Below are 25,816 nucleotides of genomic sequence, written 5' to 3'. Positions count from 1 at the left end.
CGCGGACCGGGCGACCCGGCCCGACCCCCTCAGCGGACGGCGGCGAGCAGGTCCCCGGCCAGCTCCGGACGGCACACGAGCAGGTCCGGCAGCGAGGGGTCGGGGTCGTTGTAGCGCAGCGGCGACCCGTCCAGCCGCAGCGCGGTCAGCCCCGCCGCCCGGGCGACGGCGACCGGGGCGGCGGAGTCCCACTGGTACATGCCGCCGGCGTGCACGTAGGCGTCGACCTCGCCGCGCACCACGGCCGTGACCTTCCAGCCGGCCGAGCCGAGGGGCACGAGCTCCCCGCCGACCGCCTCGGCGGCCCGGTCCGCCTGCGCCGGCGGGCGGGTGCGGCTGACCGCGATGCGCGGGGGCCGCGCGTCCGCCGGGGGCAGCACCGGGGCGGGGTCGGTGACCAGCACCTCGCCGACGGCGGGCAGCGCCACCGCGGCCGCGGACAGTCCTCCGCCGGCCCACAGGGCGACGTGCACGGCGAAGTCGGACCGGTCCGTCTCGCCGTACTCGCGGGTGCCGTCGAGCGGGTCGACGATCCACACCCGCCCCGCGGTCAGCCGGCTGCGGTCGTCGGCGGCCTCCTCGCTGAAGACCACGTCGTCGGGCCGGTGCGCGGCCAGCACCCGGGCGATCGCGGTCTGGGCGGCGGCGTCGCCGGCGTCGCCGAGCGCGCGGCCGCTCAGCCCGCCGGCGCGCAGCTCCACCAGCACGTCGGCGGCCGCCCGCGCCGCGGCGGCGGCCACCTCGACGTCCCTCACGCCCGGGCTCCCGACGGCGCGGTCGCGTCGGTGGGGCGCGACGGCGAGGCGTGCCGGCCGGAGGCGTCGGTGATCTCCGCGAAGTAGGCCGCGCGCAGCTCCTCCCGGGGCAGCACGAACAGGCCGCGGGCCTCCACCAGCGGGGTGCCCGGCGCCGAGGCCAGCGCGATGGTGCCGGTGACGACGGCCTTGCGGCCCGCGCTCCCGGCGACCGCGGCGCGCAGGACGACCGGCGTGTCCAGCGGCACCGGGCGGCGGTAGTCCAGCTCGAGCCGGGCCGTCATGCCCCACAGCCCGGCGCGGATGGCGGCGGCACCGAGGGCCTGGTCCATCACCAGGCCGCTCATCCCGCCGTGCAGGAACCCGGGCGGCCCCTCGTAGGCCGGCCCGAAGGAGGCCTCGGCCACCACGGTGCCGTCCTCCCCGTCGTCGGACGCCGAGCGGAAGTGCACCGGCGGCGCCAGCGCGCTGCCCACGCCGTTCACCGGGTTGTAGACGCGGCGGAAGGTCACCGGGTCGTCGAGCTCGGACAGCCGGGTCGCCGGGCGGGTGCGGACGGCCAGCCGCTCCCGGGCCGTGCGGACGACGGCGGCCACGTCCCGCAGCTCGGACGGCGGCACGGTGGTGCGCACGGAGGCGTCGACCAGGCCGCGCAGGGCCTCGCCGAGGTCGGCGACGGCGGCCATCAGCTCGGGGTCGTAGGGAGCGCCCTCGACGTCAGGAGTCACCCGCGGACGGTAGCCCGGGGCGCCCGGACGACGGCCGATCGGGCCCGGGCGGCTCCTGCGGGGCGGCCGGGACCGTGGCGTCCGGCACGGCCGGGCCCGAGCGCGGCAGCCGGACGGTGAAGACCGCGCCCCGGCCCGGGGCGGTGTCCAGCGCGACGTCGCCGCCGTGCGCGGCCACCAGCGCCGCCACGATCGACAGGCCCAGGCCGGTGCCCCCGCCGACGCGGCTGCGCGAGGCGTCGGCGCGGTAGAACCGCTCGAACACCCGGGCGGCGTCCTCGGGGGGCATGCCGGGGCCCTCGTCGGCCACCTGCAGCACCACCCGGTCGCCGCCGTCGCTGGTGTCCTCGCCGAGGGAGACGGTGACCGCGGCCGTGGGCGGGGTGTGCACCAGCGCGTTGGTCACCAGGTTGCCGACCACCTGCCGCAGCCGGGCCTCGTCGCCGAGCACCACCGGCACCTCGGTCAGCGACTCGTCCAGGCGCAGGTCGATCGGCCGGTGGGGCTGCAGCACCCGGGCGTCGTGGACGGCATCGGCGGCGACCTCGGCCAGGTCGACGGGGGTGATCGTCAGCGGCCGCTGCTGGTCCAGGCGCGCGAGCTGCAGGAGGTCCTCGACCAGCACGCCCATCCGCGACCCCTCGCTCTCGATCCGCTGCATGAGCCGGGCGGTCTCCTCGGGGCTGGCGACCGCACCCTGCCGGTACAGCTCGGCGAAGCCGCGGATGGAGGTGAGCGGGGTGCGCAGCTCGTGGCTGGCGTCGGCGACGAACCGCCGCATCCGCTCCTCCGAGGCGCGGGCCTGCTCCTCGGAGGCCTGCTGGGAGCGGAAGGAGCTCTCGATGCGGGCCAGCATGCCGTTGAGGGCCTGCGACAGCCGGCCGACCTCGGTGCGGCCGTCCCCGGCGGGCACGCGCTGCGACAGGTCGCCGGCCGCGATCGCCTGCGCCGTGCGCTCGACGGCGGTCAGCGGGCGCAGGCTGCTGCGCACCAGCCAGTAGCCGACCAGCCCGAGCAGCGCCAGCACGATCAGCCCGACGACGACCTCGATCGCGACCAGCTGGCCGATCACCCGGTCGTCGCGGTCGACGTCGCCGCCCGCCACCAGGATCAGTCCCTGTGGCAGCCGGGTGGCCGTGACCCGCCAGGCCCGGTCGCCGTCGGCGGAGGCCACCGTGGTCGCCGTGATCGCCGGCACGTCATCGGGGCCACGCGGACCGGGGCCGCGGTCGACCAGGGCGTCGAGGGCGGCGGCGTCGAGGTCCGGCAGCTCGTCGTTCGAGAGTGGCCCGGCGAGCACCAGCGGCTCGTCGCTCCCGGGGGCGAGACACGCGAAGTAGGTCCCGGGCCCGGTGAAGCGCTCCTGCTCCTCCCGCGTCCAGCAGGCGGCCAGGATCCCGCGGTCGTCGCTGAAGTCCCGCAGCGTGTTCCTCAGCTCCGCGTCCTGCTGCTGCCCGAGGTAGCGCTGCAGCAGTGAGGCGGCGGTGATGCCGGTGGCGCTGAGCGCGACGGCGACCAGCACGAGGAGCAGGGCGACCAGCGTGACGCGCAGGGGGACCCGCGACAGGCGGTTGCGCCGCGAGCTGGTCGCCGTGCTCACGCGCCGCGTGGCAGCCGCAGGGTGTAGCCCACCCCGCGGATGGTGTGCAGCAGGCGCGGCTCGGTGGTGTCGACCTTGCGCCGCAGGTAGGAGATGTAGGACTCCACGACGTTCGCCTCGCCGTTGAAGTCGTAGTTCCACACGTGGTCGAGGATCTGCGCCTTGGACAGCACCCGCCCGGCGTTGGCCATGAGGTAGCGCAGCAGCTTGAACTCCGTGGGGGAGAGGCTGACGACGGTGCCCGCCTTGACCACCTCGTGCGACTCCTCGTCGAGCTCGATGTCGGCGAAGGTCAGCCGGGGGCTCTCGACGGCGCGCTGCTGGCCCGTGCTGCGCCGCAGCACCGCCCGGATCCGCGCCAGCACCTCGTCGAGGCTGAACGGCTTGGTCACGTAGTCGTCGCCGCCGAGGGTGAGGCCGGAGACCTTGTCCTCGGCGGCGTCCCGCGCGGTGAGGAACAGCACCGGCGTGTGCCGGCCGCTCTCCCGCAGGCGCCGGACGACGCCGAAGCCGTCCAGGCCCGGCATCATCACGTCGAGCACGAGCAGGTCGGGACGGAAGGACGACGCCAGCGACAGCGCCTGCTGCCCGTCGGACGCCGTCGCGACCTCGAACCCGGCGTAGCGCAGGCTGGCCGAGAGCAGCTCGCGGATGTTCGGCTCGTCGTCGACCACCAGGAGGCGTGCCTCCGGGGTGGTGCCTCGTGAGGTGCGGGTCCCCGTCACGACCTCTCCCGTGGGACGCCTGGCTGCCGTCGTCATGTCCCGAGCCTCGCGCGCGGGGCTGCGCCCGTGCTGGACGCTACCTGTGAGCTCACTGGACGTCACGGTCCCCGTGCGCGCAGAGACCGTACGAGGGGCGGGCGGGTCCTCCCTCAGCCGGCGGGCGCCATCGCGCGGCCGCGCCGCCAGTACCCGATCGCGTGGTGCTGGGCGCGGGACAGACCCCACCGGCCGCGCAGGTCGGCGCGCACGGCCCGGACGGCCGCCGACTCCGCGGCGACCCAGGCGAAGAGGTCCTCGCCGTCGGGGCGGTCGAGCGCGGCGACGGCGTCGGCCAGCAGCGTGCTCCCGCCGGGCGGGGTGCCGCCGCGGTGCAGCCACCGCACCGCGACCCCCTCCGGTGCGGCCAGGGGCTGCTCCTCCCGCGGCCCGGCCACCTCGACGAGGGCGAGGCCGCGGGCGGCGGGATCGGCAGCGGCGAGGATGCGACTGATGGCCGGCAGCGCCGTCTCGTCGCCGGCCAGCAGCAGCGTGCCGGCGGGCCGGTCGCCCAGCGGCCCGCTGCCGGCCACCGCGAGCAGCGCGCCGGGAGCGGCGGCGGCGGCCCAGGCGGCGGCCGGCCCGTCGCCGTGCAGCACGAAGTCGATCTCCACCTCGCCATGCGCGGGGTCCTGCCGGCGGGCGGTGTAACTGCGCAGGCTCACCCCGTGCGCACCGGACGGCCAGACGATCCGCCCGTCGCGGGCCACGGCCGGCCAGCGGGGGGCCGTGTCGCCCACCCGGGGCACCAGCAGGTTGACCGTGGGGCCGGCAGCGGCCACGGCGTCCGGGCTGCCCGACAGCACGACCCGGCGCACCGACGGGGTGGCGTCGGCGACCGAGACGACGGTGAGGACGGCGACGGGGTGCGGGTCCCCGGGGAGGTCGCCGGCGGGAGCGGTCACGCGGGCGAGCGTAGAACCGGCGCCGACGTGGGCCGACCCGGCCGACCCCGGGGGAATGGGGTCGACCGGGCCGGCGATCGAGGACGGACTCCGTTACTGAGCGTGACCTCTGCTCGACTCTCAGCAGGAGGTTCGCTCAACCGGTCCCCGTCACCGTGCACGCTACGTGACTGCTGGCAGAGCGCCAGGACCCGACCGGGTGATCATGCGCCCCGGCTGTGTGATCTGGGTCTCTCGCGCTCCTGCGGCGTGTGCACAGCGCGCCATGTGTGCTCTCCCGACGGCGCGGGCACCGGGAGGGGCACGACCGAGACGAGGAGGACGGGGATGGCCGACGAGTTCGAGAAGGGTGACCACGTCACCTGGAAGAGCCACGGTGGCGAGGCCGAGGGCACGGTGAAGAGGAAGATCACCAAGGAGACCGAGGCAGCCGGCCGCACGGTCAAGGCCAGCCCCGACGACCCGCAGTACGAGGTCGAGAGCGACAAGAGCGGCAAGTCGGCGGTGCACAAGCCCTCGGCGCTGCACGAGAAGTAGGCGCGGCACCTGTACAGGCGCGGCACAGCAACCAGGAGGCGACCGTGAGCGAGACCGACGACCAGTTCGCCGGGGCATCATCGCGCAGCAACAAGCACAACCCGCGGCTCGACGAGGAGCTCGAGCACGAGATCCAGGGGATGCTCAAGGCCGAGCGGGCCACGCGCGCGCACGAGTGGCGTGAGGTGGAGCCGGTCGCCGAGGGCGAGCCGGACATCTCCGCCAACCCGGAGGGCGCGCTGGTCGGGGGCGTCCCGGTCGGGATGACCGAGGACGCCGTCGTCGCTCGTGCCGAGCTCGCCCGCTGGCTCGACCGCGCCGACTTCCCGAGCAGCGGTCCCGACCTCGTCGAGGCCGCGCTCGACCACCGTGCACCCGACGCGGTGGTCGACGAGCTGCGGCGGCTGCCCGAGGGGGAGACCTACGAGCGGATCGGCGACGTCGTCCGTGCGCTGGGGTACCCGACCGAGACCTGATCGGCAGGGCCCGGGGGAGGCTCAGGAGCCGGTGCGCTCCTGGGCCTCTTCCTCGTCCTCCCCGTCGCCGTTCTCGTTCTCGGCGATCTCCTCGGCCCCGCGCCGGCGGAAGAGCTTGGAGCCCGGGAACCCCTTCACCACCTGGCGCAGGTCCTGCATGGTGTCGACCAGGTCGTGCACGTCGGTGCCGACACCCTCCAGCGAGGACAGGACGGGGATGACCGTCTGGTCCAGCCCGTCGACGAGGGTGGGCAGCCGGTCCACCAGCGTGACCAGCGCCTCGACCTCGTGCGGTTCCAGCGTCTCGGCCAGGCGGTGCACCGACGGCGCGAGCCGGGTCAGTGGCTCCTCGTAGCGGGTCACCATCGGGTCGATCCGCCCGACCAGCCTCTCGGCGTCCCCGACCGCCTCCCCAGCGCGCCCCAGCGTGCCCTCCGCCTGCGCCACGGCGCCCTCGGCCCGCTCCACGGCACCCCGGGACCGGTCGATCGTGGTGCCGACCGCCTCGATGGCGGCGTCGGCGCGTTGCTGGGTGTCCTCGACGTTGCTGATCGCCGCATCGGCGCGCTGCTGGGTGTCCTCGACGTTGTCGATGGCCGCATCGGCGCGCTGCTGGGTCTGCTCGACGGCGCCGATGGCGGCGTCGGCGCGCTGCTGGGTCTGCTCGACCGCGCCGATCGCCGCGTCGGCGCGTTGCTGGGTGCCTTCGACGTTGCTGATGGCGGCGTCGGCGCGCTGTTGGGTCTGCTCGACGTTGCTGATGGCAGCGTCGGCGCGTTGCTGGGTGCCTTCGACGTTGCTGATGGCGGCGTCGGCGCGCTGTTGGGTCTGCTCGACCGCGCTGATGGCGGCGTCGGCGCGCTGTTGGGTCTGCTCGACCGCGCTGATGGCGGCGTCGGCGCGTTGCTGGGTGTCCTCGACCGCGCTGATGGCGGCGTCGGCGCGTTGCTGGGTGCTCTCGACGTTGCTGATCGCCGCGTCGGCGCGCTGCTGGGTGCTCTCGACGTCGCCGACCGCGGCGTCGGCCCGCGCGCGGGTCTGTTGCACGTCGCCGACCGCGGCGTCGGCCCGCGCGCGGGTGTGCTGTACGTCGCTGATCGCGGTGTCGGCCCGCTGCCGCGTCCCGCCGACCGCGTCGATCGCCTGCTCGGCCGCCTCGATGGTGCCGGCCGCGCGGGTCACCAGGCCGTCGGCGCGGTCGACCACGCCGTCGACGCGCGCCATCGCGCCGTCGACCCGGTCGACCACGCCGTCGACCCGGTCGAGCAGGCCCTCCAGTCGGGTGACCGCCGCCGCCAGCCGGGGCACCAGCGCGAGGGCCTCCGCCACCCCGTCACGCAGGCCCTCGACGGCGGAGACGACGTCGGACGGACCGGGGATGGACGGCAGCCTCACGAGCCGCACGCTACGGCCGCACGTCACCGGCCGCCTCGTCAGCGACCGGTGGGACCCCGGGCGCGGAGCCCCGGTGTGCGGTCGTCCCGGCGGGTCCGGTGTCGGGTTCCCGCTCCTGCGGCCCGCCAGCCGTATCGTTGTGTGCTGCCGCGCGTGCGGGGCGCAACGATACGGACACGACGATGGGATGCCGACACCGGTGGGGGACGAGCGTGGGCGCGACGGCCGGGCCGACGGTCACGGCGGTTCGGCCGACCCCGGGCCCATCACCGTCGAGCAGTTGATCGCCCGCTCCGGCAACGCCACCGGCCGTCGTGCGGCCCGCCGCACCGGCGAGGTGCCCATCCCGCTCGGCCCCGGTGAGTCCCTGCCCGCCCACCGCGGTCCCCTCCCGCCCGTCCCGGGTGAACGGTCCGCACCGTCCACCCCGCGGCCCGACGCCGTCCCGCACGCAGACGCGACCCCCCACGGTGACCCCGGCCCGCGCCGTGGCCTCCCGCCGGTCCCCGGCGTGCCGGTCGCCTCGCCGGTCGCCTCGCCGGCCGCCGTGCCGGCCCGCGCGCCCGCCGCCGGTCCGGTGCACCGCCCACAGCCGGTGCCGCCCCCGCCCGGTGCGCAGGGAGTGCAGTACTCGGCGCCGGTGCCACCGCTCCCGGGAGCCGCCGGCGTCCGGTACTCCGCGCCGGTCCCGCCGCTGCCGGGCCTGCCGGGCGCACCCGCCGCGGGTGTCCGCCTCTCCGCGCCGGTGCCACCGCTCCCCGGCACGCACGCGGCCGCTGCGCGTGCGGGACTCCCGTCGGTGGACCGGCCGTCCACGGTGCTGTCTCCGCACCGGTCGGTGCCCGTCCCGCCGATCCCCGGCCTGGACGCTCCTGCGATGTCCGGCGCCGGGAGCACCCGCCGCCCGGCCCTCGACCGCCGCGCCGCCCGGCGGGCGGCGCGCAGCCCCGCCCGGCGTCGGCTGATCCGCGCGGCGCTCGTCCTCGCCGCGCTCGTCGGTCTCGTCGTCACCTACCACCTGGGGCTCTACGTCTACGTCGACCGCGGCATCGACCGGGTGGCCGCCCTGGCCCCGGAGGGGCCCGAGGTCATCGCCCCGCAGCTGCAGGGCGGGTCGACCACCTACCTCGTCGTGGGTACCGGGTTGCCGGGCGCCACCGGCCCGGCGTCGGTGACCACCCTCCTCGTGCACGTCGACTCCGGCGGCGACCGGGCGGTGCTGGTCAGCGTGCCGCCGACGGCGCTGGTCGACACCCCCGGCTGCCGCACCGACGAGGGCACCGTCCGCGACCCGGTGTCGGAGGCCTTCGCCGCCTCGCTGCTGGCCGGGGGGCCGGCGTGCACGGTCCGCGCGGTGCAGCAGCTGTCGGGCCTGCGGGTCGACCACTACCTGGCCGTCGACCTCGGCCGGCTGCCCTCGCTGGTCGACGCGATCGGTGGGGTCAGCGTCTGTCTGCCCACCACCACGACCGCCGTCGCCGCGTCCGCCCGCCCCCTGCCGGCGGGCACCTCGGAGCTGACCGGGGCGCAGGCCGGCGAGTACCTGGCGCCCGGTGACGCCGGATCCGACGTCACCGGCGCGGCCGCGGCCGAGCGGACCGAGCTCCTGCTCTCGGCCACGCTGCGCTCGGCCCTCGCCGCCGGGACGCTGGGCAACCCGTGGGAGCTGACCCGCTTCCTCACCCGCGCCGCCGACGCGCTCACCCTCGACCAGCAGACCACCCTCGGCGACCTCCGCACGCTCGGCGTCGCCCTCGGTGACCTCGAGGGCGACGCCGTCCAGCGGGCGACACTGCCGGTCGCCCAGGTCGGCTACGTGCCCGCCGGTTCCGACCAGGCCTACGTCCTGCTCGACGGCGACGGCGTCCGGTCGCTGTTCGACAGGGTGATCGAGGACGGCGAGGTCCCCGCCGAGCTCGCCACCCCCGCCGTCTCGGCCGCCGCCCCGGCGCCCCCGGCGGCCGTCGAGGCCGCGGCGGCGACGACCGCAGCCGAGCAGTCGGCCGCCGGCCCCGCCGCCCAGCCGCTCACCGCCGCCCCGTCCGCCGTCACGGTCGACGTCCTCAACGGCACCGCCACCGCCGGCCTGGCGGGGACCGTGGGCGACCAGCTGCGCCAGCAGGGCTTCACGGTCGGCGAGGTCGGCAACGAGCGGGGCGTGGTGAACCAGACCGTCGTCCGCCACGGCCCGGGGGTCCTCGAGCAGGCGCGCACGGTGGCCGCCGCCGTCCCCGGTGCGGTGCTGCAGCCCAGCGACGCCATCGGCGACACCGTCCAGCTGGTCCTGGGGCCGGGCTTCTCCGGTGTCGTGCCGGTCCAGGTCGCCGCACCGGCGCCGGCCGCCGCGGCGACCCCGGCCGCGGCCAGCACTCCCGCGGCCAGCACTCCCGCGGCCAGCACTCCCGCGGCCAGCACGGAGCCCGTCAGCTGCAGCTGAGTGCGGACCGCCGTGTGCACAGGACGCCGAGCGCCCGGCCCGGCGTCCGCGCTCTCCCTCAGCCGAAGCGGCCGGAGATGTAGTCCTCGGTGGCCTTCTGGTCGGGGTTGCTGAAGATCTTCTCGGTCGGGTTGAACTCGATCAGCCGGCCGGGCTGGCCCACGCCGTTGAGGTTGAAGAAGCCGGTGGACTCGCTGACCCGCGCCGCCTGCTGCATGTTGTGCGTGACGATCACGATGGTGAAGCGGTCCTTGAGCTCGGTCATGAGGTCCTCGATCGCCAGGGTGGAGATCGGGTCCAGGGCGGAGCACGGCTCGTCCATGAGCAGCACGTCCGGCTCGACGGCGATTGCGCGGGCGATGCACAGCCGCTGCTGCTGCCCGCCGGACAGGCCCGACCCCGGGCGGTCGAGGCGGTCCTTGACCTCGTTCCACAGGTTGGCGCCGCGCAGCGACCGCTCGACGACGTCGTCGGCCTCGGCCTTCCTCATCCGCCTGTTGTTCAGCCGGTTGCCGGCGAGCACGTTCTCGTAGATCGACATCGTCGGGAACGGGTTGGGGCGCTGGAAGACCATGCCGATCTGCCGGCGGACGTCGACCGGGTCGGTGTCGGCGCCGTAGAGGTCCTGGCCGTCCATGACGACCTTGCCCTCGACGCGGGCGCCGGGGATCACCTCGTGCATCCGGTTGAGCGACCGCAGGAACGTCGACTTCCCGCAGCCCGAGGGGCCGATCAGCGCGGTGATGCTGCGCGGCTCGATGGAGACGTTGACGCCCTCCACGGCGAGGAAGTCGCCGTAGTAGATGTCGAGGTCGGAGACCTCGATGCGCTTGGCCACGTGGGGTTCCTCCGGGTCGGGTCGCTCAGCGACCGGTCTTGGGGGCGAAGAGGCGGCTGATCAGGCGGGCCACGACGTTGAGGACCATCACCAGGACGATGAGGACCAGAGCCGCGGTCCAGGCCCGGTCCAGGGACGGCTGCGGCCGCGCCCCGGGCTGGGTCAGCTGGTAGAAGGCGAACACCGGCAGCGTCGCCATGCGTCCGTCGAACGGGTTGAGGTTGGTGCCGGTGATCAGGCCAACGGTCACCAGCAGCGGCGCGGTCTCACCGACGACGCGGGCGACGGCCAGCGTCACGCCGGTGCCCAGGCCCGCGATGGCGGTCGGGACGACCACCTTGACGACCGTCCGCCACTTGGGCACGCCCAGGGCGTAGCTGGCCTCGCGCAACTCGTTGGGGACGAGCTTGAGGACCTCCTCGGAGGACCGCACGACGACCGGGATCATCAGCACCGAGAGCGCCACGGCGCCCATGACGCCCAGCCGCACGTCGTTGCCGAACAGCAGCGTGAACAGCGCGAAGGCGAACAGGCCCGCGACGATCGACGGGATGCCGGTCATCACGTCGACGAAGAAGGTGATCGCCCGCTTGAGCCGGCCGCGGCCGTACTCGACCAGGTAGATCGCCGTGAGCAGGCCGACCGGGACCGAGATGACCGCGGCGAGCGCGGTGATGACCAGGGTGCCGAGGACGGCGTGGTAGGCCCCGCCGCCCTCGCCGACCACCCGGAACATCGAGTTGCTGAAGAAGGTGCCGTCCAGCCGGGCGAGGCCGTTGTCGAGCACGGTCCAGATCAGCGAGACCAGCGGCAGCACGGCGATCGCGAACGCCGTCGTCACCAGGGCGGTGACCAGCCGGTCGGTGGCCTTGCGGCGGCCCTCGACGACGCGCGAGCCGACGTGGACGGCCAGCGTTCCGAGCACCGCCCCGTAGACGACGGTCAGCGCGACGCTGAACCCGGTGAGCGCGGACAGCAGCGCCCCGACGGCGACACCTGCGGCGTACAGGCCCAGCGGGGCCCAGCGCGGGAGGTGCGCACGGCGGGGGACCGGGCCACCCGCCACCTGGGCGACCTGCAGCCCGGGCTGCGTGGAGGTGCTCATCAGTTGGCTCCGGAGAAGTCGGCGCGCCGCTCGACGACCCAGCGGGCGAGCATGTTGACCGCCAGGGTGATCACGAACAGCACCAGGCCGCTGGCGATGAGCGTGTTGATGCCGATGCCGGTGGCCTCGGGGAACTGCAGCGCGATGTTCGCCGCGATCGTCGAGGGGTTGCTGCTGCTGATCAGGTTGACCGTGATGCCGCCGGAGCCCGACAGCACGATCGCGACGGCGAGTGTCTCGCCGAGCGCCCGGCCCAGGCCCAGCATGGCGCCGCCGATGACGCCGGACCTGCCGTGGGGGAGGACGGCCATCCGGATCATCTCCCAGCGGGTGGCGCCCAGGGCGAGCGCCGCCTCGCGGTGCAGGGCCGGTGCCTGACTGAAGACCTCCCGGGAGATGGCCGCGATGATCGGCAGGATCATGATCGCCAGCACCAGGCCGGCGGTGAGCATCGTGCGGCCGGTGGCCGAGGCGGGACCGGCGAACAGCGGGATGAAGCCGAGGTTGCGCTCCGCCCACGCGTAGAAGGGCACCAGTGCCGGCGCGAGGGCGGCCAGGCCCCAGAACCCGTAGACGACGCTGGGGATCGCGGCCAGCAGGTCGATGACGTAGCCCGTGCCCGCGGCCAGGCGGCGCGGGGCGTAGTAGGTGGTGTAGAGGGCGATCGCGACGGCGAGCGGCGTGGCGACGACCAGCGCGATGACCGCGGCGACCAGGGTGCCGAAGACGAGCGGCGCGACGTAGTGCCCGAGGCCCTCGCCGCCGGGGATGTCACCGGCGGGGGCGGTCAGCGCGGGGATCGCCTCGTTGATCAGGAACACGGCGACGCCGGCGAGGACGACCAGGATGAGGATGCCGGATCCGGTCGCGCTGGCGGCGAAGACCCGGTCGCCGGGCCGTCGCCTCGCCTCGTGCGTGGGTCGGGGCTGCGCCTTCATGGCTGTCACCGCGTGGCTCCGGTTCCGGTCGGGGTGCGGGGAGGGCCGCCCGTCCGGGCGGCCCCGTGGCCCGGGGTGTCCGGAGACACCCCGGGCCACGGGGAGGGTGCTGGTCGTCAGCCGGCGGTGATGGCGTCCACCGCGGACTGGCCCTCCTGGCGGAGCTCGTCGGAGATCGGCGCGCTGCCGGCGTTGTCGGCGGCGGCCTGCTGGCCGTCCTCGCTGATCACGTAGGACAGGAACGCCTCGACGTTGTCGGCCGTGGCCTGGTCGTCGTACCGGATGCAGCCGATGTGGTAGCTGACCAGGACGATCGGGTACTCGTCGGCGCTCTCGGTGGTGCGGTCGACCTCGATGGCGAAGTCGTACTGCCCGCGACCCTCGACGTTCGGGGAGTTCTCGACGACGGCCGCGGCGGCCTCGGCCGACGGGGCGACGAAGTCGCCGCCGACGCCGACCTCGACCACGCCCAGGTCACCGGCCTGGCTGGCGTCGGCGTAGCCGATGGTGCCGTTGCCGGCGCCGACCGCGGACACCACACCGGAGGTGCCGTTGGCGGCCTCACCGCCGGGCAGCGGCCACTCGCCGTCCGGCTCGGAGGTCCACACGTCACCGGCGGCCTGCGACAGGTAGTCGGTGAAGTTGGTGGTGGTGCCGGAGTCGTCGCCGCGGTGGACGGGGGTGATCGCGGTGTCCGGCAGCGTCGCGTCCGGGTTGTCCGCGGCGATCGCCGGGTCGTTCCAGGTGGTGATCTGGCCCGCGAAGATCCCGGCGATGGTGGCCGGCGCCAGGTTCAGGTCGTCGACGCCCTCGAGGTTGTAGACGACCGCGATCGGCGAGACGTAGTTCGGCAGCTCGAAGACGTCGCCGCCGCAGCGCTCCTGCGCCGCGGTGAGCTCCTCGTCGTCGAGTGCGGCGTCGGAGCCGGCGAAGTCGGTGGAGCCGGCGACGAACTGCTCGCGGCCACCGCCGGAGCCGACCGGGTCGTAGCTGAACTGCACGTCGGGGTGCTCGCCCGAGAAGCCGGCCTGCCAGGCCTCCATGGCCGCCTGCTGGCTGCTCGCGCCGGCGCCGACGAGGTCACCACTGAGCTGGGCGGCGCTCTCGCCGCTGCCGCCCGACGAGGCGTCCGACTCGTTGGCGGCGCCACAGGCGGCGAGCGCGAGGGTGCTGGCGAGCGCCGTGCCGAGGACGGCGGCGCGCGACCGGGTGCTGAGCTTCAAGCCGATGCCTTTCAAGGGAGCCCGGACGTCGTTGCCGGGCAGGCGGGACCGTCGAGAGGGGACGGTAGGCAGCCCAGGTGGCCGGTCCCGGGTCGATCGGTGAACGACGGGTGAACGGCCGCGGAGCCCTTGCCGACGGGGTGAGGGCGCCGTCACGACGGGTCGGTGAACGCGGGCGCGTCGGGTGGCGCCGGTCCCGCGGGTGCGGCAGCGCCGGACGGTCGGCGCCGCCCGGCTCAGCTCGAGGGGACGCGCCGCCAGGAGACGTCGACGGCGTACCGGGAGAAGCCGCGGCCCTCGTAGAGGTGCACCGCCGCGGCGTTGTCCTCCTCCACGTAGAGGAGGACCTCGTCGAGGCCGCGGCCGCGCAGGTGCGCCAGGCCGAGGTCGGTGAGCGCGCGGCCCAGGCCCAGGCCCTGCGCGCCGGGGTCGACGCCGAGGACGTACACCTCGCCGACGGCGTCCGGCCCGGCGTCCCCGGGCGGGTGCACCTTCGTCCAGTGCGAGCCGAGCAGCCCGCCGCCGGCGTCGGGGTCGCCGCGCCAGGCCAGCAGGAAGCCGGCGGGGTCGAACCAGGGTTCGGCCTCGCGCAGGTGCAGGTCCTCGGGCGTCCAGGAGCCCTGCTCGGGGTGGGTGGCGAAGGCGCGGGCGTTGACCCGCAGCCACGCCTCGTCGTCGCGGCCGGGCCGGAAGGCGGCCACGCGCACGCCGGCCGGCAGCGCGGGGCGGGGGTCGAGGTCGTCGTCGGTGAGGGGTTGGCGCATCTGCAGCAGGACCCGCGCGCGGGTGTAGCCGCGGGCGGTGGCCAGCGCGGTCGCCGCCGGCAGGTCGCCGTGGGCCCAGCCGCGCAGCGGGCGGCCGGCGGCCAGCTCCTCGACCCGGGCCAGCAGCGCCGTGCCCACCCCCCGGCCGCGGGCGCCCGGGGCGACGACGAGCTCGACCTCGGCGTCGTCGGCGGACCCGGGGGCGCCCAGCTCGAGGCGCGCGTAGCCGGTGAGCACGCCGTCGTCGGCCGTCGCGACGAGGTCGTGGCCACCCGGCGGGCCGCCGTGCTGCAGGCGCAGCTCGGCCTCCTCCGACAGCGGGCGGACGCCGTCGGCCTCGGCCGCGGCCCGCAGCAGGGCGAGGACCGCCGCGGTGTCGGCCGGGTCGAGCCGCCCGGGGTCGCGGACGGTGGGCGCGCTCAGAGGAGAGGCGCGGTGCTGCGCGCCGGGCCGGGGACGACGTCGCCGGGCTCGGGCTCGGCGCGGGCCGCGGCGGCGGTGGCGTCGGCGACCTGCTGGTCCAGCTTGTAGCCGACGTTGCGGACGGTGCCGATCAGCGCCTCGTGCTCGGTGCCGAGCTTGGCGCGCAGCCGGCGGACGTGGACGTCGACGGTGCGGGTGCCGCCGAAGTAGTCGTAGCCCCAGATCTCCTGCAGCAGCTGCGCGCGGGAGAAGACCCGGCCCGGGTGCTGCGCGAGGTACTTGAGGAGCTCGAACTCCTTGTAGGTCAGGTCCAGCGGCCGGCCGCGCAGCTTCGCCGCGTAGCTGTGCTCGTCGATGACGAGCTCGCCGGCCTGGGTGAGGCCGCTGTCGGCGCCGTCGGCCGGGGTCGCGGCCGCGAGCCGGCGGGCGGTGGCCCACCGCAGGCGCGCGTCGACCTCGGCGGGGCCGGCGGTGTCGAGCAGGACGTCGTCGACCCCCCAGTCGGCCGACAGCGCGACCAGCCCGCCCTCGGAGAGGACGGCGACCAGCGCCGAGGCCACCCCGGTCGAGGACAGCAGGCCGCACAGCGTGCGCGCCTGGACGAGGTCGTGACGGGCGTCGACGAGGACGACGTCCCCGGAGTCTCCGTCGAGCAGGCTGGACAGCTCGGGGGCGACCACGCGCACCTGGTGGCCGAGCAGCCCCAGCGCGGGCAGCACCTCGGTGGTCGCCTGACGCGCCGCGGTCATGAGCACGAGTCGCATGTCGTCTCCTCGGGGAGGGCATCGACGGCGCTGTCGAACGCGGGACAGCAGGATAGCCGACCGGCTCCGGGCGACTCGTGCACCGACGGTCACGACTGCGGAACGGTGTGGCCGGGCGCGGAGCGGCGCCGGCCCCGGACACGCCGGCCCGCACCGGCTGCGCCCGTCGAGCGTCCCGGCCCGGCGGCGTCTGCGACGATCGGGAGCGAGCGGGACCCCGCGGCGCCGCCGCGCGGGCCGGCCGGTCCGGCGAGGAGGGTGCGTGACCACCGCGCTGGAGAGCCGGCCCGGCGCCCGGGCCGGGCACCTCGGCTCCGCCGCCGCCGTCGCGGTCGCCACGGCGCTGCTGGTCCTCGCGCCGGACCTGCTCGGCACGGCCGGCCGCTCGGCCGCGGTGGTCGTCCTGCAGGTCGCGCTGGCCGCGGGCTGGGTCCTGGCCACCGTCCCGCCCGGGGCCCTCGGCGTCCTCGTCCTGGCCCTCGCCGCCGCCGGCGGCGCCGACCTGCTCGTCGGTCTGGCCGACCGGCCGGGCCCGGGCGTGCTGCTCACCGTCGCGGGCCCGGCCCTGCTCGCCGCCGTGCTGCACCAGATGCTGCGCCGGCCCCCGCGGCGCGACGTGGTGGGCTCCCTCGGCAGCACGGCGCTCCTGGTGGCGGCCGTGTGCGCCCTCGCGCTGCTCCTGCTCCCCGGGGTGGCCGGCGAGGAGGGGGAGCCGGTCGGCTCGCCGGTGCTGGTGGTGGGCGCGGCCCTGGCCGCCGGTCACCTGGCCGACGCCGCGCTGCCCCGGCCCGTCGTCGCGGCCGGGGTCGCCCGCGGGGTGCCGGGGCTGCTGCTGGCCCTGCTCGCCGGTGTCGCCGTCGCGCTGGCGGAGAGCGGCACCGGGGAGCTGGTCGACGTCCTCTCCGGGGTCACCACCGGGCTCGTGCTCGGGCTGGCCGCCGCGCTGGCCGGTCTGGCCACCTCCTTCGCCCTGACCGACGCCCTGACCGACGCCCTGACCGGCGCGCGCAGCGGCCCGGACGCCGACGCGGACGGTGCCCGGCCCGGCGCCGGCGTGCTGGTGGCGGCGGTCCTGCCGCTGGCCGTCTGCGCCCCGGTCCTGCTCGCGCTCGCGGTCGCCTGACCCGTGCGCGCACTGCTGGCCCTGCTCGCCGTCCTGGTCGTGGCCGTCCTGGTGGCCGACCCGGTCGCCGAGGGGATCGCGGAGGACCGGGTGGCCGCGCGGCTGCAGAGCGCCGGGGACCTCGCCGGCGCCCCGCAGGTCGACGTCACGGGCTGGCCGTTCCTCACCCAGGCGGTCGCCGGCACCTACGACGAGGTGCGCATCACGCTGACCGCCGCCGACCTCGGCCGGCCCGAGGGCACCCGCGCCGACGTCGCGCTGCACGGCGTGCACGTGCCGCTGTCGGACGTGCTGTCCGGCTCGGTGCGGGAGGTGCCGGTCGACCGCGTCGACGGGACCGCGACGCTGTCCTACGCGCTGCTGTCGCGGGAGCTCGGCGCCGACACCACCCTTGAGCGCGCCGGCGACGGGCTGCGGGTCACCCGCACCGTCGAGGTGCTCGGCTACACGGTGCCGCTCACCGCGGTCGGCGACGTCGTGCTGGAGGGTGACGAGCTCGTCGTCGAGGTCGACGACGCCGAGGCCGCCGGCGTGGACGTGCCCGACCTCGTCGTCGACCGCGCGGCCGCGATGCTGGACCTGCGGTACCCGGTCCGCCTGCCGTTCGGGCTGCGGCTGACCGGGGTCACGCCGGCCGACGACGGTGTCGTCGTCACGGTCGCGGCCACGGACACGGTCTTCCGCGCCACCTGACCGGGTGACCCGGGGAATGCCCGGCGTCCCGGCCGGGTTGGCGCCGGGGATGAGCGGGACCGGACTGCTGGTGCTCGCCGCCGCGCTCGTGCTCACCGCGGTGGCGGCCTGGTGGCTGCGCACCCGCGACGGGCGGCTGCGTGCCGCGGCCGACGCGACGGAGGAGGACGGCGTGGGGCCCACCGCGGTGCTCGAGGGGCTCGGGGTCCGGCCCGGCGACGCGGACCTGACCGTGGTCCAGTTCTCCACCGCCTTCTGCGGGCCGTGCCGCACCACCCGCGCCCGCCTGGAGCACCTGCGGGGTACCCGGCCCGGTCTGGCCTACGTCCACGTCGACGCCGAGAGCCACCTCGACGCCGTCCGCGAGCTCGACGTCCGGCGCACGCCGACGCTGTTCTGGCTCGACCGTCAGGGGCGGCTGCTGGGCCGCAGCAGCGGCGCGCCGCGGCCGGAGGACCTCACCGCCCTCGTCGACGCCCACACGGGAGCCCGGGCGTGATCGGTTACCCTCGCCGCGTGGGCACCCTGCTGACCTCGCGCCGCACAGTCGACCTGTGCCGCGTCGGCAGCTGCCTGTGTCACGCCTCCTGAGGGCGGCCCCGCTCCGCCCAGACGTGCCCCCACCGCCGTCCGGAGAGCCCATCTGATGCCCGACAGTCCCGCGCGCACGGTCGACGTGCGCGGTCCGCGCTTCGCCGCCTGGGTGACCAGCGCCGTCCTCGCCGTCGTCCTGCTGACCGCGAGCGGCTGGCTGGCCGCCGCACAGGCGGTCGTGTTCGCCGTCGGTGCCGCCGCCGGGCTGCGGTACGCGCCCTACGGGGTCCTCTTCCGCGCGCTCGTCGCGCCGCGGCTGGGCCCGGTGCGCGAGCGCGAGCCCGAGCCCCCGGTGCGCTTCGCCCAGCTCGTCGGCTTCGTCTTCGCCGCCGTCGGCGCGGGCGGGTACCTGGCCGGCGCCCCGGTGCTCGGCGCCGTCGCCACCGGCCTCGCGCTCGTCGCGGCCCTGCTCAACGCGGCCACCGGCTTCTGCCTGGGCTGCGAGCTGTACCTGACCGTCCGGCGGGCCCGCGCCCGCACCGTCTGATCGTCCGCACACCCACCACAGGGAGGAACACCCCCCATGAGCCGCAACGACGTGCTCGTCACCGCCGACTGGGCCCAGGAGCACCTCGGCGCCCCCGGCACCGTCTTCGTCGAGGTCGACGAGGACACCAGTGCCTACGACAAGGGCCACATCGAGGGTGCGGTGAAGCTGGACTGGAAGACCGACCTCCAGGACCCGCTGCGCCGCGACTTCGTGAGCCGGGAGCAGTTCGAGCAGCTGCTGTCCGAGCGCGGCATCAGCAACGACGACACCGTCGTCCTCTACGGCGGCAACAACAACTGGTTCGCCGCCTACGCCTACTGGTACTTCAAGCTCTACGGCCACTCCGACGTCAAGCTCCTCGACGGCGGCCGCAAGAAGTGGGAGCTCGACAGCCGCCCGCTGTCCACCGACGCCGTCTCCCGCCCCGCGACCCAGTACAAGGCCTCCGAGCCCGACACCTCGATCCGCGCCTTCCGCGACGAGGTCGTCGCCGCGATCGGCGAGAAGAACCTGGTCGACGTCCGCTCGCCCGACGAGTTCGCCGGCAAGCTGGTCGCCCCCGCGCACCTGCCGCAGGAGGGTGCGCAGCGCCCGGGCCACATCCCCACCGCGGTGAACGTGCCGTGGAGCAAGGCGGCCAACGAGGACGGCACCTTCAAGAACGACGAGGAGCTGGCCAAGCTGTACGCCGACGCCGGCCTCGACACCGGCAAGGACACCATCGCCTACTGCCGGATCGGCGAGCGCTCCAGCCACACCTGGTTCGTGCTGCGCGAGCTGCTCGGCCACCAGAACGTCAAGAACTACGACGGCTCGTGGACCGAGTACGGCTCGCTGGTCGGCGTCCCGATCGAGAAGGGGGCCTGAGCATGTGCGGTGCACCGAAGCAGGGCGGCGCCCTGGCCGGCATCGACCTCGCCACCCAGACGGTGATCCAGGGCCAGGTCTGGCACGACGGCGCCCCCGTCGCCGGCGCGTACGTCCGGCTGCTGGACTCGACCGACGAGTTCACCGCGGAGGTGGTCACCAGCCCGGAGGGTGAGTTCCGCTTCTTCGCCGCCCCGGGGGAGTGGAAGGTCCGGTCGCTGGCCCCGGTCGGCAAGGGGGAGCGCGCCCTCTCCGCCGAGGTCGGGCTGAACGAGACGACCATCGCTCTCGTGTGAGGACCACCCTTCCTCCCACGCCTCGCAGGCTCGGCGCGGGCCCCTGAAGGGTGGCCGTTCCATCGCGTCGCCAGCGCCCCTCCCGGCCCGGCCGGGAGGGGCGCTGTCGTGTCCAGGGCTACTCGACGGCTACTCGATGCCGGGCGGGAGCCGGTTGGGGCCGGCCTCGGGCGGTCGCGGACGGTCCTCGGGGTAGGTGCGGACGGCGACCAGCGCCACGTCGTCGCGGCCGTGCCCCGGGACCAGGCGGGCCAGCAGCGTGTCGCAGAGGCTCTCCAGCGGCTCCTCGCCCAGGTCGCGCAGGGCCTCCCGCAGCACCGCCGTGCCCTCGTCCAGGTCGAGGCCGGGCCGCTCGACCAGGCCGTCGGTGACCAGCAGCAGCGTCTGGCCGACGCCGAGCTCGGCGGTGTGGTCGGTGCGGCGGGCGCAGGGGTCGACGCCGAGCATCACCTCCGGGCGGGTGGTGAGCAGTGTCGTCGTCCCGTCGGGGTCGAGCAGCAGCGGCGGCAGGTGGCCGGCGTTGCTCCACCGCAGGAGGCGGGTGCCGGTCACGGGCACGTCCGGCAGCCGCTCGATGCGTGCCAGCAGCACGTGGCCAGCGTGCTCACGGCCAGGCCGCGGGCGACCCGCTCGGCGCGGGCCAGCGTCGCCGACGGCGGCTCGTCGACGTCGTAGGTCAGCGCCCGCAGCAGCCCGCGCAGCTGCCCCATCGCGGCCGCGGCGTCGCTGTCGTGGCCCACGACGTCCCCGATCGCCAGCACCGTGGCCCCGTCGGGCTGCAGGAACGCGTCGTACCAGTCGCCGCCGACCTGCGCACCGTGCGCGGCCGGCCGGTACCGCACGACCACGTGCAGGTGGTCGGGCTCGGGCGGCGGGGTCAGCAGGGCCTGCTGCAGCCGGTCGGACAGCGCGCGCTCGGCGGCGTTCTCCGCGGCCAGCCGCTGCAGCTCCGCGGCCTGGCGGCGGGCGGCCAGCCGGTCGGTGAGGTCGCGGAAGGAGACGACGACGCCGGTCACCCCGCCGTCCTCGACCATGGGGACGGCGATCAGCTCCACCGGGACCGGGGAGCCGTCGGCGTGCCAGAAGACCTCGTCGTCGGCGGCCACCGGCTGCCCGGTGGCCAGCGCCTGCCAGACCGGGCACTCCTCGCGCGGGTAGGGCGAGCCGTCGAGCCGGACGCCGTGCATGAGCTCGTGCTGGTCGTGGCCGAGCTGCTCGGGGGCGGGCCGGCCGGTGATCCGCTCGGCGGCCGGGTTGACGAACTCCACCGCCCGGCGTGGTCGAGGCCGTAGATGCCGTCGGCCACGTTGGCCAGGACGCGCTCGTAGCGGGCCGCCGTGCGGGCGAGCTCGGCCTCCACCGCGTGCAGCGGGTCGCCGTCCGGCACGGTCCGTCGGCTGTCGATGGCGCCGTCCCCTCCGCTCCGCCGGGGAGGTCCCCGGCCCGCCAGCGTGCACCACCGGTCCCGGTCGCGTCCCGGGCGGTCGCAGGTCAGGCGTCCGGACGGCGGCGGGCGCGCCGGGCCGCGGCGGCCATCGCGGCGGCGAGCAGGCCGTGCCACAGCGCCCACGCCGCGGCGCCGAGGAGGACGTCGACGGTGACGATCCCGAGGAGGCCGTGCGTCGGCCGGTCCGGGCGGCCGGGCGGGTGACAGGTCCGGGCCGGGCTCCCGGCCACGAGCGCCGGGGCCGGGAGCCCGGTGCGCAGCAGCGGCAGCACCGCCGCCTGGTGGCTCCCGGGGGACGGCACGCGACGCATCCTGCCCCACGCGCGGCGGGTCCGGCGCCGCCGGCCGGGGTGCGCGCCTACCGTGGCGCCGTGGTCGCCGCCTGGGTCCTGGTCGCGCTGTACGCGGTGGCGGCCCTCGCCTGCCTCCTCGCCGCCCGGCGCCTGGCCCGCCCCGGGCGCGCGGCGCGCCGGCAGCCGGGGGCGGCACCTCCCGGGCGCGCTCCGCGCGGCCGCTGAGCCGCCGTCCGCGGGCAGAGGCGGGCGGGCCCGCCGACTACGGTGGCGGTCATGCCTCCCCGGGACGCCGGCCGGTGACCGGCCCGACCGACCTGCCCGTCGCCGACACCGTCGACGTCCGCTCCGGCCCGGACGTGGCGCCCGGCCTGCTGTCGGTGCTGCCTCTCCTCGGCGAGTGGCACGGCGAGGGCGTCGCCGCCGGTGGGGACGCCGGCGACCGCCGCTTCGGCCAGTGGGTCCGCTTCGCGCACGACGGCCGCGACTTCCTCGCCTACGAGTCGCGCACCTGGCTGATCGGCGACGACGGCCGGGTCGAGGGGCCCGGTGTCCGGGAGTCCGGCTTCTGGCGGCCGCGCGGCCAGGACGACGTCGAGCTGCTGGTGACCAGCCCCGAGGGCATCGTCGAGCTCTACGTCGGGACGGCGCGCACGACCACCAGCTGGGAGCTCACCAGCGACGTCGTGGCCCGCACCCCCGACGCCCCGGACACCACCCGCGCCGTGCGGCTGTACGGCATCGTCGAGGGAGCGCTCATGTACGCCGTGGACCGGGCCGGGGCCGACACCCCACTGCGCCCCACCATGTCGGCCCGGCTGGAGCGCCTCCGGTGACCGGCCCGGCCGCCACGCCCCGCCAGGTCGCCGACCGCTACGTCGACGCGGTCTGCGACCTCGACCCGATCGTGGCCACGTCGCTGGGCACCCGGCCCGGCGACGACCGGCTGCCCGACCCCAGCCCGGCCGGCCTCGAGGCCGAGGCGGAGCTCACCCGGCGCACGCTCGCCGAGCTCGACGCCGTCCTCGCCGCCGACCCCGCCCTGGGCCCCGACGCCGTGGACGGGGACGCGGTCGAGCGCCGCTGCGCCCGCCTGCTGCGGGAGCGGCTGGGCGCCGAGCTGCTCGTGCACGACTCGGGCGAGGGCCTGCGCTCCCTGTCGAACCTGTTCAGCCCGGTGCACTCGATCCGCCAGGTCTTCCTGCTCATGCCGACGGCGACCGAGGAGGACTGGGCCGTCGTCGCCCGCCGGATGGCCCGGGTGCCCGAGGCCTACCGCGGCTACCTGCAGACCCTGGCCGAGGGCGCCCGGCGCGGGCTGCTCGTGGCGCCCCGGCAGGTGTCGACCGTCGTCGGCCAGCTCGGCGAGTGGCTGTCCGGGCCGTTCTTCGGCGGCCTGGCCGCCTCGGGCCCCGACGCGCTGCGCGGCGAGCTGGAGGCCGCGGCGCGGTCGGCGGACGCCGCGGTGGCCGAGGTGCGCGACTTCCTGCGCGACACCTACCTGCCGCGGGCCGAGGGGACGCCGGACGCCGTCGGCCGCGACCGGTACGCGGTCGCCGCGCGCCGCTGGAACGGGTCCGACCTCAGCACCGGGGACCGGCTGGAGGAGGCCTACGCCTGGGGCTGGTCGGAGTACCGGCGCATCCTCGGCGAGCAGCGGGCGGAGGCGCAGGCGCTGCGGCCCGGCGCCACGCCGGTCGAGGCGATGCGCTGGCTCGGCGAGCACGGCCCCGCGGTCGACGGCGTCGAGGCGATCCGCGAGCGGCTGCAGGCGATGATGGACGAGGCGATCGCGGCGCTGGACGGCACGCACTTCGACCTGGCCGAGCCGGTCCGCCGCGTGGAGGCGATGATCGCCCCGCCCGGCAGCGCCGCGGCGCCGTACTACACCCGCCCGGCGCAGGACTTCTCCCGCCCCGGACGCACCTGGCTGCCCACCCTGGGCCGCGAGCGCTTCCCGCTCTGGGACCTGGTGTCGATCTGGTACCACGAGGGCGTCCCGGGCCACCACCTGCAGTTGGCGCAGTGGGCGTACGTCTCGCGCGACCTGTCGACCTACCAGACGTCGCTGGGCTCGGTGAGCGCCAACGTCGAGGGCTGGGCGCTCTACGCCGAGCGGCTCATGGACGAGCTCGGCTACCTCACCGAGCCCGGCGCCCGCATGGGCTACCTCGACGCCCAGCAGCTCCGCGCGATCCGGGTGGTGATCGACATCGGCATGCACCTGCGGCTGCCGGTGCCCGACGACGCCGAGGGCGTGCTCGCCGAGCACCGGGGCCGGCCGTGGACGCCGGAGCTGGCGCGCGCCTTCGCCGGCGAGCACCTCGGCAGCGACCCGGCGTTCCTCGACAGCGAGCTGATCCGCTACCTCGGGCTGCCGGGGCAGGCGATCAGCTACAAGCTCGGCGAGCGCGCCTGGCGGGCCGGCCGGGACGCCGCGCGGCGGGCCCGCGGCGCGGACTTCGACCTCAAGGCGTGGCACATGGCCGCGCTGTCGCAGGGCTCGCTGGGGCTCGACGACCTCGAGGCGGAGCTCGCGCAGCTCTAGATGACTGATTCCAAGGGGTTCGGGCTGAAACCGGTGTGATCACGGGCGAGGGTGTTCAGGCTTGGCGTTGCTAACCCAACGTCGAGCCGGGAGGCCCTCGTGGACGCCGACCTGGACACCCTCGCCACGGCACTGTATGCCCGCACCGATGACCTGCTGAAGGCCGCGCCGCAGCGGCTCCCGTGGCGCCCGGCGGTGGGCATCGCTCCCCGGCTCAGCGATGCCGAGCTGGTGACCCTGGCGGTGTTGCAGGCGCTGCTGGGGTTCACCAGCGAGGCCCGCTGGCTGCGGTTCGCCGGCCAGCAGCTGCGCCCGCTGTTTCCCTACCTGCCGCACCAGCCCGGCTACAACAAGCGGCTGCGCCGCCTCGCCGGCACCGTGATCTGGCTGATCCGGGCCCTGGCGACCGACACCAGCCTGTGGGCCGATGACGTGTGGGTCATCGACTCCACGCCGATCGAATGCGCCCGCTCCCGGGAAGCGGTCCGCCGCTCGGAGCTGGCCGGCTGGGCCGAGTACGGCTACTGCGCCAGCCACACCCGCTACTTCTGGGGGCTGCGGCTGCACCTGATCGCCACCCTGCACGGACTGCCGGTCGCCTTCGCCCTCTCCGGCGCCACAGCCGACGAACGCCAGGTGCTGCTCGACCTGCTCGGCGCCGACCCCGCCCTCGTCTCGAGCCATCCCGGACAGATCCTCATCACCGACAAGCACGACTACGGCCGCCGCTTCGACGCCGAGCTGGCCGACGCCGGGCTGAGGCTGCTGCGCCGCCCCCGCCGCGGAGAACCCGACCGGCCCGGCGCATCGGTGTTCAAACCGCTGCGCCAGACCATCGAGTCGGTCTTCGACACCCTCAAAGGCCAGCTCGACCTCGAACTGCACGGCGGCCACACCCCAGCCGGCGTCCTGATCCGGGTGCTGCAGCGCCTGCTGGCCCTGACCGCGGTCATCTGGCACAACGACCACACCGGCCAATCCGTCCGCAGATCGCTACTCGCCTACGACCACTGACCCCTTGGAATCAGTCATCTTCGGCGGGCCCGAGGCCGACCAGGCGGGCCAGCTCGGCCGTCACCAGGTCGAAGTACCGGTCGGCGTCCTCGACGGAGCCGACCAGCTGGCCGAACAGCTCGAAGCCGACCGTGCCGAACAGCGCGCTGTAGGCCAGCAGGGCGCGCACCCGGACGGCGTCGTCGAGGGCGGGGTGGTCCTGGCCGAGGACCTCGACGGCGGCGTCGCCGAGCAGGCCGGGCTCCCGGCCCCCGCCGTCCCCGGTGAGCAGCCCCGCGCGGGCGGCGTCGCCGAGGACGCGGCCGAGCACGACCCCGACCCGCGAGGCCGGGGGGACGGTGTCGCGCGGCGCGGTGTAGCCGGGCACGGGGGAGCCGTAGAGCAGCGCGTACTCGTGCGGGTGGGCCCGCGCCCAGTCCCGCACCGCCGTGCACACGGCCGACCACCGCTGCTCCGGCGGCGCAGCCGGGTCGTCGGCGGCCTCGGCCGCGGCCCCGATGGCGTCGTAGCCGTCGATGATAAGCCGGGTCAGCAGGTCGTCGCGGCTGGGGAAGTAGCGGTACACCGCCGAGGAGGCCATCCCCAGCTCCCGCGCCACCGCGCGCAGCGACAGGGCGGCCGCGCCCACCTCGGCGAGCTGGTGGCGGGCCGCCGCGGTGATCTCGGCGGTGATCTCGGCGCGGACGCGGTCGCGGGCGGACGGCACCGGACCATGGTGGCGTGTCGAGAGCAGTGCGCGCAACCGTGAGCAGTGCTCTTGACGGATGCCGGCGACGGCGGGACGGTGGCAGGTGAGCGAGAG

Annotated in this window: 29 protein-coding genes; 13 read left to right on the top strand and 16 right to left on the bottom strand. The window is 75.9% G+C overall.

Annotated elements, in window-relative coordinates; genetic code table 11:
- Positions 1-29: 29 nt before the first annotated feature.
- The 5 genes from ACU616_RS05880 to ACU616_RS05860 all read right to left on the bottom strand — a co-directional run bounded on the left by ACU616_RS05880 (position 30) and on the right by ACU616_RS05860 (position 4,749).
- The gene (locus ACU616_RS05880; RefSeq protein WP_446757540.1) at positions 30-755 is read right to left on the bottom strand and encodes an inositol monophosphatase family protein; all 726 of its coding nucleotides are present in this window, start codon (positions 753-755) and stop codon (positions 30-32) included.
- Positions 752-1,483, bottom strand: coding sequence for a PaaI family thioesterase (locus ACU616_RS05875; RefSeq protein ID WP_446757539.1), 732 nt, complete (start codon positions 1,481-1,483; stop codon positions 752-754). The genes ACU616_RS05880 and ACU616_RS05875 overlap by 4 nt, the downstream gene beginning before the upstream one ends.
- Entirely contained in the window at positions 1,473-3,083 is a 1,611-nt protein-coding gene (locus ACU616_RS05870; RefSeq protein WP_446757538.1) for a sensor histidine kinase, read from the bottom strand. The genes ACU616_RS05875 and ACU616_RS05870 overlap by 11 nt, the downstream gene beginning before the upstream one ends.
- On the bottom strand, positions 3,080-3,808 hold the full coding sequence (locus tag ACU616_RS05865; protein ID WP_446757537.1) for a response regulator transcription factor: 729 nt from the start codon (positions 3,806-3,808) through the stop codon (positions 3,080-3,082). The genes ACU616_RS05870 and ACU616_RS05865 overlap by 4 nt, the downstream gene beginning before the upstream one ends.
- 149 nt (positions 3,809-3,957) lie before the next feature.
- Positions 3,958-4,749, bottom strand: coding sequence for a siderophore-interacting protein (locus ACU616_RS05860; RefSeq protein WP_446757536.1), 792 nt, complete (start codon positions 4,747-4,749; stop codon positions 3,958-3,960).
- 327 nt (positions 4,750-5,076) lie between these two features.
- Here ACU616_RS05860 and ACU616_RS05855 point away from each other — a divergent pair, with 327 nt between their 5' ends.
- Together ACU616_RS05855 and ACU616_RS05850 are read left to right on the top strand one after the other, a co-directional pair.
- Entirely contained in the window at positions 5,077-5,286 is a 210-nt protein-coding gene (locus ACU616_RS05855) for a DUF2945 domain-containing protein (protein ID WP_446757535.1), read from the top strand.
- A gap of 44 nt (positions 5,287-5,330) precedes the next feature.
- On the top strand, positions 5,331-5,762 hold the full coding sequence (locus ACU616_RS05850) for a DUF2795 domain-containing protein (RefSeq protein ID WP_446757534.1): 432 nt from the start codon (positions 5,331-5,333) through the stop codon (positions 5,760-5,762).
- Positions 5,763-5,783: 21 nt separating this feature from the next.
- On the opposite strand, the gene ACU616_RS05845 is transcribed toward ACU616_RS05850, so the two are convergent.
- On the bottom strand, positions 5,784-7,157 hold the full coding sequence (locus tag ACU616_RS05845) for a hypothetical protein (protein WP_446757533.1): 1,374 nt from the start codon (positions 7,155-7,157) through the stop codon (positions 5,784-5,786).
- An 877-nt stretch (positions 7,158-8,034) separates the two neighbouring features.
- Between ACU616_RS05845 and ACU616_RS05840 the strand changes: the two genes are divergently transcribed.
- On the top strand, positions 8,035-9,594 hold the full coding sequence (locus ACU616_RS05840) for an LCP family protein (protein ID WP_446757532.1): 1,560 nt from the start codon (positions 8,035-8,037) through the stop codon (positions 9,592-9,594).
- A 58-nt stretch (positions 9,595-9,652) separates the two neighbouring features.
- On the opposite strand, the gene pstB is transcribed toward ACU616_RS05840, so the two are convergent.
- From pstB to ACU616_RS05810, 6 genes are all read right to left on the bottom strand, one after another.
- Positions 9,653-10,432, bottom strand: coding sequence for a phosphate ABC transporter ATP-binding protein PstB (gene pstB / locus ACU616_RS05835; RefSeq protein WP_446757531.1), 780 nt, complete (start codon positions 10,430-10,432; stop codon positions 9,653-9,655).
- A 25-nt stretch (positions 10,433-10,457) separates the two neighbouring features.
- Positions 10,458-11,537 (bottom strand): phosphate ABC transporter permease PstA, encoded by a 1,080-nt coding sequence (gene pstA / locus ACU616_RS05830; RefSeq protein ID WP_446757530.1) that lies wholly within the window; start codon positions 11,535-11,537, stop codon positions 10,458-10,460.
- A complete protein-coding gene (gene pstC, locus ACU616_RS05825; RefSeq protein WP_446757529.1) occupies positions 11,537-12,475 on the bottom strand; it encodes a phosphate ABC transporter permease subunit PstC in 939 nt (312 codons plus the stop codon). Before pstC ends, pstA begins: the two co-directional genes overlap by 1 nt.
- Positions 12,476-12,591: 116 nt before the next feature.
- A complete protein-coding gene (gene pstS, locus ACU616_RS05820; RefSeq protein ID WP_446757528.1) occupies positions 12,592-13,698 on the bottom strand; it encodes a phosphate ABC transporter substrate-binding protein PstS in 1,107 nt (368 codons plus the stop codon).
- Positions 13,699-13,934: 236 nt separating this feature from the next.
- A complete protein-coding gene (gene mshD, locus ACU616_RS05815; protein WP_446761456.1) occupies positions 13,935-14,885 on the bottom strand; it encodes a mycothiol synthase in 951 nt (316 codons plus the stop codon).
- Positions 14,882-15,649 (bottom strand): winged helix-turn-helix transcriptional regulator, encoded by a 768-nt coding sequence (locus ACU616_RS05810; protein WP_446757527.1) that lies wholly within the window; start codon positions 15,647-15,649, stop codon positions 14,882-14,884. The genes mshD and ACU616_RS05810 overlap by 4 nt, the downstream gene beginning before the upstream one ends.
- 262 nt (positions 15,650-15,911) lie before the next feature.
- On the opposite strand from ACU616_RS05810, the gene ACU616_RS05805 reads away from it, so the two are divergent.
- The 6 genes from ACU616_RS05805 (at position 15,912) to ACU616_RS05780 (ending at position 19,712) form a co-directional block, all read left to right on the top strand.
- The gene (locus ACU616_RS05805; RefSeq protein WP_446757526.1) at positions 15,912-16,772 is read left to right on the top strand and encodes a hypothetical protein; all 861 of its coding nucleotides are present in this window, start codon (positions 15,912-15,914) and stop codon (positions 16,770-16,772) included.
- A gap of 3 nt (positions 16,773-16,775) precedes the next feature.
- Entirely contained in the window at positions 16,776-17,465 is a 690-nt protein-coding gene (locus ACU616_RS05800; RefSeq protein ID WP_446757525.1) for an LmeA family phospholipid-binding protein, read from the top strand.
- Between the two features lie 49 nt (positions 17,466-17,514).
- Positions 17,515-17,964, top strand: coding sequence for a thioredoxin family protein (locus ACU616_RS05795; RefSeq protein WP_446757524.1), 450 nt, complete (start codon positions 17,515-17,517; stop codon positions 17,962-17,964).
- A gap of 147 nt (positions 17,965-18,111) precedes the next feature.
- A complete protein-coding gene (locus ACU616_RS05790; protein WP_446757523.1) occupies positions 18,112-18,546 on the top strand; it encodes a DUF4395 domain-containing protein in 435 nt (144 codons plus the stop codon).
- 36 nt (positions 18,547-18,582) lie between these two features.
- Positions 18,583-19,416 (top strand): sulfurtransferase, encoded by an 834-nt coding sequence (locus ACU616_RS05785; RefSeq protein WP_446757522.1) that lies wholly within the window; start codon positions 18,583-18,585, stop codon positions 19,414-19,416.
- A gap of 2 nt (positions 19,417-19,418) precedes the next feature.
- On the top strand, positions 19,419-19,712 hold the full coding sequence (locus ACU616_RS05780; RefSeq protein ID WP_446757521.1) for a DUF1416 domain-containing protein: 294 nt from the start codon (positions 19,419-19,421) through the stop codon (positions 19,710-19,712).
- A 129-nt stretch (positions 19,713-19,841) separates the two neighbouring features.
- On the opposite strand, the gene ACU616_RS05775 is transcribed toward ACU616_RS05780, so the two are convergent.
- The 3 genes from ACU616_RS05775 to ACU616_RS05765 form a co-directional block, all read right to left on the bottom strand.
- Complete coding sequence (locus ACU616_RS05775) at positions 19,842-20,303, bottom strand: PP2C family protein-serine/threonine phosphatase (protein ID WP_446757520.1); 462 nt, start codon at positions 20,301-20,303, stop codon at positions 19,842-19,844.
- Positions 20,261-20,980, bottom strand: a complete 720-nt coding sequence (locus ACU616_RS05770; RefSeq protein WP_446757519.1) for a PP2C family protein-serine/threonine phosphatase — start codon at positions 20,978-20,980, stop codon at positions 20,261-20,263. Before ACU616_RS05770 ends, ACU616_RS05775 begins: the two co-directional genes overlap by 43 nt.
- A 223-nt stretch (positions 20,981-21,203) precedes the next feature.
- Entirely contained in the window at positions 21,204-21,461 is a 258-nt protein-coding gene (locus tag ACU616_RS05765) for a DUF4184 family protein (protein WP_446757518.1), read from the bottom strand.
- Positions 21,462-21,530: 69 nt separating this feature from the next.
- Here ACU616_RS05765 and ACU616_RS05760 point away from each other — a divergent pair, with 69 nt between their 5' ends.
- The 4 genes from ACU616_RS05760 to ACU616_RS05745 all read left to right on the top strand — a co-directional run bounded on the left by ACU616_RS05760 (position 21,531) and on the right by ACU616_RS05745 (position 25,014).
- Positions 21,531-21,677, top strand: coding sequence for a hypothetical protein (locus ACU616_RS05760; RefSeq protein ID WP_446757517.1), 147 nt, complete (start codon positions 21,531-21,533; stop codon positions 21,675-21,677).
- Positions 21,678-21,751: 74 nt separating this feature from the next.
- Positions 21,752-22,288: an FABP family protein gene (locus ACU616_RS05755; protein WP_446757516.1), complete on the top strand. Its 537-nt coding sequence runs from the start codon at positions 21,752-21,754 to the stop codon at positions 22,286-22,288.
- Entirely contained in the window at positions 22,285-24,000 is a 1,716-nt protein-coding gene (locus tag ACU616_RS05750; RefSeq protein ID WP_446757515.1) for a DUF885 domain-containing protein, read from the top strand. Before ACU616_RS05755 ends, ACU616_RS05750 begins: the two co-directional genes overlap by 4 nt.
- Before the next feature lie 99 nt (positions 24,001-24,099).
- Entirely contained in the window at positions 24,100-25,014 is a 915-nt protein-coding gene (locus ACU616_RS05745) for an IS982 family transposase (RefSeq protein WP_446757514.1), read from the top strand.
- A gap of 10 nt (positions 25,015-25,024) precedes the next feature.
- Here ACU616_RS05745 and ACU616_RS05740 read toward each other — a convergent pair whose 3' ends face one another.
- The gene (locus tag ACU616_RS05740) at positions 25,025-25,720 is read right to left on the bottom strand and encodes a TetR/AcrR family transcriptional regulator (protein WP_446757513.1); all 696 of its coding nucleotides are present in this window, start codon (positions 25,718-25,720) and stop codon (positions 25,025-25,027) included.
- Positions 25,721-25,816: the final 96 nt, after the last annotated feature.

Source organism: Geodermatophilus sp. URMC 62 (assembly GCF_052931475.1).
This window is presented reverse-complemented; position numbering and strand designations above follow the sequence as displayed.